The organism is Planctomycetota bacterium (assembly GCA_038746835.1).
Taxonomy (GTDB): domain Bacteria; phylum Planctomycetota; class Phycisphaerae; order Tepidisphaerales; family Tepidisphaeraceae; genus JBCDKH01.
The window spans coordinates 1-6,070 of record JBCDKH010000208.1; the positions used below are offsets into that span (position 1 = coordinate 1).

Genomic DNA, 6,070 nt, shown 5'->3' on the forward strand with positions numbered 1-6,070 from the left:
ATCGTCGATCTTCCCGACGCCTCCACTGGCAAGCACGGGCAACTCGGTCGCGCAGGCAAGCTGTTGCGTGCCGTCGGCATCCGTCCCGGTCATCATGCCGTCGCGGGCGACATCGGTGTACAGCAGCGCCGCCAGCGGCAAGGCTGACACGTCCGCGGCCAGGTCGAGCACCGCCACGTCCGTCGTCTCCTGCCAACCGCCCACCGCCACGCGGCCGCCTTTGGCATCGACGGCCAGAACCACCCGCCCGGCGATGTCGTCGTCACTGAGGATCGACTCCAACCACGCGCGATCGCGAACGCCGCGCGTCCCGACGACGACGCGATCACAGCCTGCGTCCAACAGGCGTCGCACGTCGTCGATCTCCCGCACACCGCCGCCGGCCTGGACCTTCAGCCGAGGCTCGGCCCGCACGATCGCTTCGATCGCTTCGGCCTGCTGTACCGCTCCGGCCTTGGCACCGTCCAGGTCGACCACGTGTAGTCGCTCGGCCCCGAGGTTGGCCCACTGCCGAACCAGCAGAGCCGGGTCGCGGTCGTACGTCGTCTGCCTTTCAAAATCCCCCTGCGCCAGGCGAACGACTTCGCCGCCACGCAGGTCGATGCTCGGGTAGATCGTCAGTCGGCCGCGACGCGATTCAGGCACGGGCGACCGTAGTCGGCCGTCGGGTCAGCACGCGGCGGTGCACCTTCAGAAACGCCGATGCCAGTGCGACACGCGGATCAACCTCGCTGTGCAAGACGATCTCCGAACACGACGGATGCGTGGCCTCGTGCGAGACCTGCACCTCGTCCTGCGTCGACGCACGCGGATCGGCAGACGAATCGAGCCCGTCCGCTTCGCGGCGTCGGACTCGTCGAAGTGCCTGAGCGGCAGAGGCTGGGTGGAGTGGCGTGATGATCATAAGTCACCAACCGACGTACGATTCCGCAGCCGCCGTGTCCAATCGACCCCCGGCGGCCGCTCTGTCGTAAAGAATCCGCCATGGACGCAAAGGACGCGACCAACTCCGACCCGGCACTCGAAGCCGTCATCCCGCCGAACGAGTCGCGGCGGGAACGGCTCCAGCGACTCAACGAGAAGGCCAAGCGCCTGACGAAAGACCCCGGCGTCTACCTCATGAAGGACGCCCGAGGCCGCGTCATCTATGTCGGCAAGTCGGCGTCGATGCGCGACCGCGTCAGCAGCTACTTCCAGCCGTCGACCAAGCTCGACGCCAAAAAGGCCGGCCTGCTCGACGAGGTGGTCGACTTCGAGACGCTCGGTGCCGACAGCGAGGTCGAGGCACTGCTCGTCGAGAACCGGCTCATCAAGGACATCCAGCCGAAGTTCAACGCTCGGCTGCTCGACGACAAGACTTTCCCGTATCTCGTCGTCGCGATGGGCGACGCCTATCCCGGCGTCTACGTCACACGCGAGCCGAGCCAATACAAGAAAGCCAAGGTCTACGGCCCGTTCACGAGCGTCTGGGCGCTCAAGGACGCGATCAGCCTGCTGCAGAAAGCGTTCAAGTTCCGCACGTGCGAGCTCAACATTCAGCCCGACGACGAGAAGCGACGGTTTTTCCGGCCGTGCCTGCTGCACGCGATCAAGCAGTGCACCGCGCCGTGTGCCGATCGAGTCTCGCAGGACGAGTATCGCGGCGACGTGCGGCGACTGCTCCGCGTGCTCGACGGCGATCGCGTGAAGCTGACGAAAGACCTGCGGAAGCAGATGGAGCAGGCCAGCAGCGACATGCGGTTCGAGGAAGCCGCAAAGCTGCGCGACGAGCTCAAGGCGCTGCAGGCGCTGGGCAAACGTGCCGGCAAGGGCACGGCCGAGTTCTGGCAGCCTGAGTCGTTCCACACCAGCTTCGTCAGCGACCCGGCCAAAGCCGTCGACGAGCTTCAGAAGGCCCTCAACATGGACGCGGCCCCGCGCGTCGTCGAGTGCTTCGACATCGCCCACCTGCAAGGCGGAGAGATGGTCGGCAGCAAGGTCGCCTTCATCGACGGCCAGCCGTTCAAAGACGGGTATCGCCGCTATAGAATCCGCCACCAGCAGGGCAACAATGACTTTTTGAGCCTGCAGGAAGTCATCAGCCGTCGCTACCGCGAGGCCGCCAGCGGCAGCGAGCTCTACCCAGACCTCATCGTCATCGACGGCGGCGTCGGCCAGCTCAACGGCGTGATGGACGTCTTCCAACAGGCCGAACTCAAGCCGCCGATGGTCGTGAGCATCAGCAAGCAGGAAGAGCTGATCCACACGCCCGATCAGAAGGAACCGGCGCGTCTAAGTCGCAACCACCTGGGCCTGAAGATGCTCCAGTACGCCCGCGACGAGGCCCACCGCTTCGCCCAGCACTACCACCACATCCTGCGCCGCAAGGCCCAACTCGAAGAAGACGTCCGCCAAGGCAAACGCCCACCCAAGCCGCGAAAGAAGCTGGCGGCGCTCAAGCAGCTCGACCCCGTCGAGAAGGTTCAGTCCGACCTCGATCGTCTTCAGCAAGAGCTGGAGTCGACGGCAGCAGGTCGCGACTGAACCGCCTTGCGGCGAGCGTCACTTGGCGAGACGCTCTTACCATGGCCGACGAGCGCGACCCGATCGAGAAGGCACCGTTTGCAAACCGACTCGGCACTGTTCGAGTCTGGGGCTACAACGACTGGACAGCCGCCGCGGTCGATCTTGGAGAGAAGCCACCGAAGGGTGCCGAGCGTGCGAATCTCAAAGCGTTGCTGTCCGGTGAGCTCGACTACCCGGCGGCCAAGTTCGTGCTGCTCATCAAGCTCAAGGGACATCGATGGGCGCTTGCGGCTCCAAGCTGGGCCGAGGGCATCGGCGGCTACGGGTTCGGGCAGTGGCTCTCCACCCGTCTCGACCACCCGGTGATCCACGTCGGGCACAACGACACGGCTTCGGCAAGCTTCTTCTCGCTTCACGGGAAGGGCGAAGAGCTCATCCACTTCGAGTCCTGTGGCGAGGAGTATCACGCACGCGATCCCGATGAGATTGAAATGCCCACGCGCTTCAACAGCGACCGCCACGACAAGGACTGGTGGCGAAGTCACGCGAACGAGAACGACGCGATCCAGGCGCTGCTCCGCGAGTTCGACGCGTACGTGCCACTGCTCTTCGCCGCTGAAGACGACGCGAAGCTCCGGCCCGACGCCTTCCCGACGGACACGCTAAGCAAAGAGCACATCGCGTGGGCGGCGATGCTGCCGGCTACGCCGGGCAGAATCAAGAAGGGCGAGTCGGCGTTGCTTGCGAAGCAATTGTTCGACGCCATCAAGCGCGTCGATCCACACGCGGTCGAAGAGGTCCTCGCGGCGGGTGCCGATCCCGACGCTTTGCCCGGTGGCCAAAGCAACCCGCTTTCCCACGCAATCTGGATGCTGCAACTACAACGCGATGTTGATGGTGACAAACGCGCGTCGGCAGTGATCGATGCTCTTTTGGATGCGCAAGCGAACCCCGACGGGACCGAATCAGCCAACCCACTTTGCGCAATTGGTGATAGCGCTCCTTTCAAAGCTGAGAAGCTCGTCCGAGCGGCTGAACAGCTCATCCGCTGTGGGGCAAACGTGAACCGCAGTGCCTTGCAAGGTCCGATGAAGCAGCGTGGAACAGCCCTCCACACCACCGCTTCATCCTTGAACGTGCCGATTCTTCGACTGCTTCTCCAACACGGCGCGGACCCACGAATCGCTAATGAGAACGGACAAACGCCACGTGAGATGCTGATTCAGGCGGCCGATGGAGCAAGGTCAAGCGAATGGCTTGGCGATGAAGACGTCGCTCGAATGGAGCGCGACCAGGCTCAGCCGATCGCTTTGCTCGAAGCTGCTGAGAACGGCATTCGTCCGAACGAATGGATGGAATCCGCTAGAGCCGCGAGGCGAGAGCGAGAGCAGCTTCTTCAGAGCGTTCGCGAAAAGTTCGAGGCAGACGAGCAGGTCATGGCCGAAGTCTTGGCCGGCCAGCGGATCGAGCTTACAGAACGCAAGGGCTACCGATGGGCCGACCCGGCCGCGCGGGACCGGCTGGCGGGATCGCTGCGCGCGGCCGGATTCAAGACGCGCGTCGGCGTCTACGACGGCGAGCTTGCAGCGGGCAGCTTCCTCGTCCTCGCGTTGATGGATCGAAAGCGAAACGCCTTCGCCGCCGTCTATGAGCACGCTGGCAACCACTGGGCAGACATCGTCCGCTGGCACGAGGACGGGTCGATGCTCACCGTCACAAACGCCCCGACCATGCCCGCCGCGGAGGCGGAGTTGCCGATGTTCCGGAAGATTCGGCTGAAGGACGCCGACGCTGCAGAGCTGGTCGCTGCACTCGACGCGGAGCCGGCGGAGGACGTTGCGAGGCTGCGTCCTGACGAGTTCGTCGAACGCTTCGAACGGGCGTATGCCGACGAGATGGCGGCCCGGCGTCAGGCGAGGTGATCGTCGGGCGACAGCTCGCCGTTTGACATGCCGACCTCACTCCGGGCCGATGCCTTCTGTCGCCGCGTCCCTTGACCCGCAAGCGTCACGCTGCCGGGGCCGAGGAGGCGTTCGACGTCGCCGATCATGTTGGCGTCGGGGCAGACGCGGAGGTCGCGGGCGAAGCGGAGGACGAGGGTTTTGGTCTCGCCGCCGAGCTTGTCGCTGGCGATGCGGGCGTAGACGTCGCAGCCGCCGCGGTGTTGTTCGAGAATCGGCTTGAGCTGCGTGATCGTCTCGGGCGTGTGGCGATGCGGGTCGATGTCGAGCCGGATGGCGGTCGTGAGCTTGGCGGCGGCGTCGCTAACGCTGAGGACTTCGTGCAAGAGCAGGCAGGGCGTTTCGCGTTTGCGGTCGACGTTGCCGCGGACGAAGACGATCGAGTCCGCCTTGAGCAGGCCGGGCTGTTGCTCGTTGATCGCCTCGAACGTGTCGGCGAAGCAGATGCCTTCGATCTTCCCCTCGACGTCTTCGAGCTCCACGATCGCCCACTTCCGGCCAGCGCTCTTGCCGCTCTTGGCGACGCGGGTGCGGACCGACGAGATCATGCAGCCGATGAGCACTTCGGTGCCTTCGCCCAGGTCCATCGTGCTCTTGGTGGTAGCCGTCGCGTAACGATCGATGGCCGCCTGATGCTCGGCCAGCGGGTGATCACTCAGGTAGAAACCGAGCAGTTCCTTCTCGAACTGCAGCAACTCGCTCGGGTCGAACTCCTTCACCTTCGGCAGCGATTCCGACTCGGCCGAGGAGGTCGATGTCGGTTCGGGCGCACCGAACAGCGCCGCCTGCCCGGCCCGCTTGTCTTCCTGGGCCTGCTGGCCCATCTCGAACGCACGGTCCAACGCGTGCACGAGTGGTGCCCGCTTCTTGTGCAGCGAAGCGAACGCGCCGCAACGAATCAGCGCGTCCAGCGTCGACTTGCCCGCCGCCCGGGTGTCGACGCGCTCGCAGAAGTCGAACAGGCTCTCGAACGCACCGGCCTCGTCGCGCTCGGTCACGATCGCCTCGACCGCCTTGCTGCCGACACCGCGGACCGCGCCCATGCCGAAGCGCACCGTCGGCGGTTTCTTCTTGTCGTAGACCGGCGTGAAGTCGTGACCGCTCGTGTTGACGTCGGGCGGCAGCACCTTCACACCGCGATCGCCGGCCGGGAGCATCACGCGGCCGCACTCGTCGAGGTACTCGACCATCTTGTCCGCGTTGCCCGCCTCGAACGTCAGCAGGGCCGCCATGTACTCGACCGGGTGGTACGTCTTCATGTACGCGGTCTGGTACGCGACGATGGCGTAGCGAGTGGAGTGCGATTTATTGAAGCCGTAGCCGCCGAACTTGAGGATGAGCTCGAAGACTTCCTTGGCCTTGTGTTCTTCGAGCCCGCGCTCGTGGGCACCTTCGATGAACTTGGGTCGGAACTTGGCAATGACCGAAGACTTCTTCTTACTGATTGCCTTGATCAGCCCGTAGGCGGCCCGCAGCGGAATCCCGCCGAGGCGGTTGAAGATCCGCATGACCTGCTCCTGGTAGACCATGATGCCGTAGGTCTCGTCCAGGATGTCGTCCATGAGCGGGTGGACCTTCGGCACTGGCTGCGTGCCGTGCTTGCG

General features: G+C 64.7%; 4 protein-coding genes. 2 read left to right on the forward strand and 2 right to left on the reverse strand.

What is annotated here, in order from left to right; translation table 11 throughout:
- A partial coding sequence (locus AAGI46_15025; GenBank protein ID MEM1013520.1) for a 1-(5-phosphoribosyl)-5-[(5-phosphoribosylamino)methylideneamino] imidazole-4-carboxamide isomerase occupies window positions 1-645 on the reverse strand: 645 nt, incomplete at its 3' end.
- 339 nt (window positions 646-984) lie between these two features.
- Here AAGI46_15025 and AAGI46_15030 point away from each other — a divergent pair.
- Window positions 985-2,523: an excinuclease ABC subunit UvrC gene (locus AAGI46_15030; protein MEM1013521.1), complete on the forward strand. Its 1,539-nt coding sequence runs from the start codon at window positions 985-987 to the stop codon at window positions 2,521-2,523.
- A gap of 41 nt (window positions 2,524-2,564) precedes the next feature.
- Window positions 2,565-4,427 (forward strand): hypothetical protein, encoded by a 1,863-nt coding sequence (locus AAGI46_15035; protein ID MEM1013522.1) that lies wholly within the window; start codon window positions 2,565-2,567, stop codon window positions 4,425-4,427.
- On the opposite strand, the gene AAGI46_15040 is transcribed toward AAGI46_15035, so the two are convergent.
- Window positions 4,415-6,070, reverse strand: a 1,656-nt coding sequence (locus AAGI46_15040) for a hypothetical protein (protein ID MEM1013523.1), incomplete at its 5' end; no start/stop codon positions are given. The two genes, AAGI46_15035 and AAGI46_15040, sit on opposite strands and share 13 nt — an antisense overlap.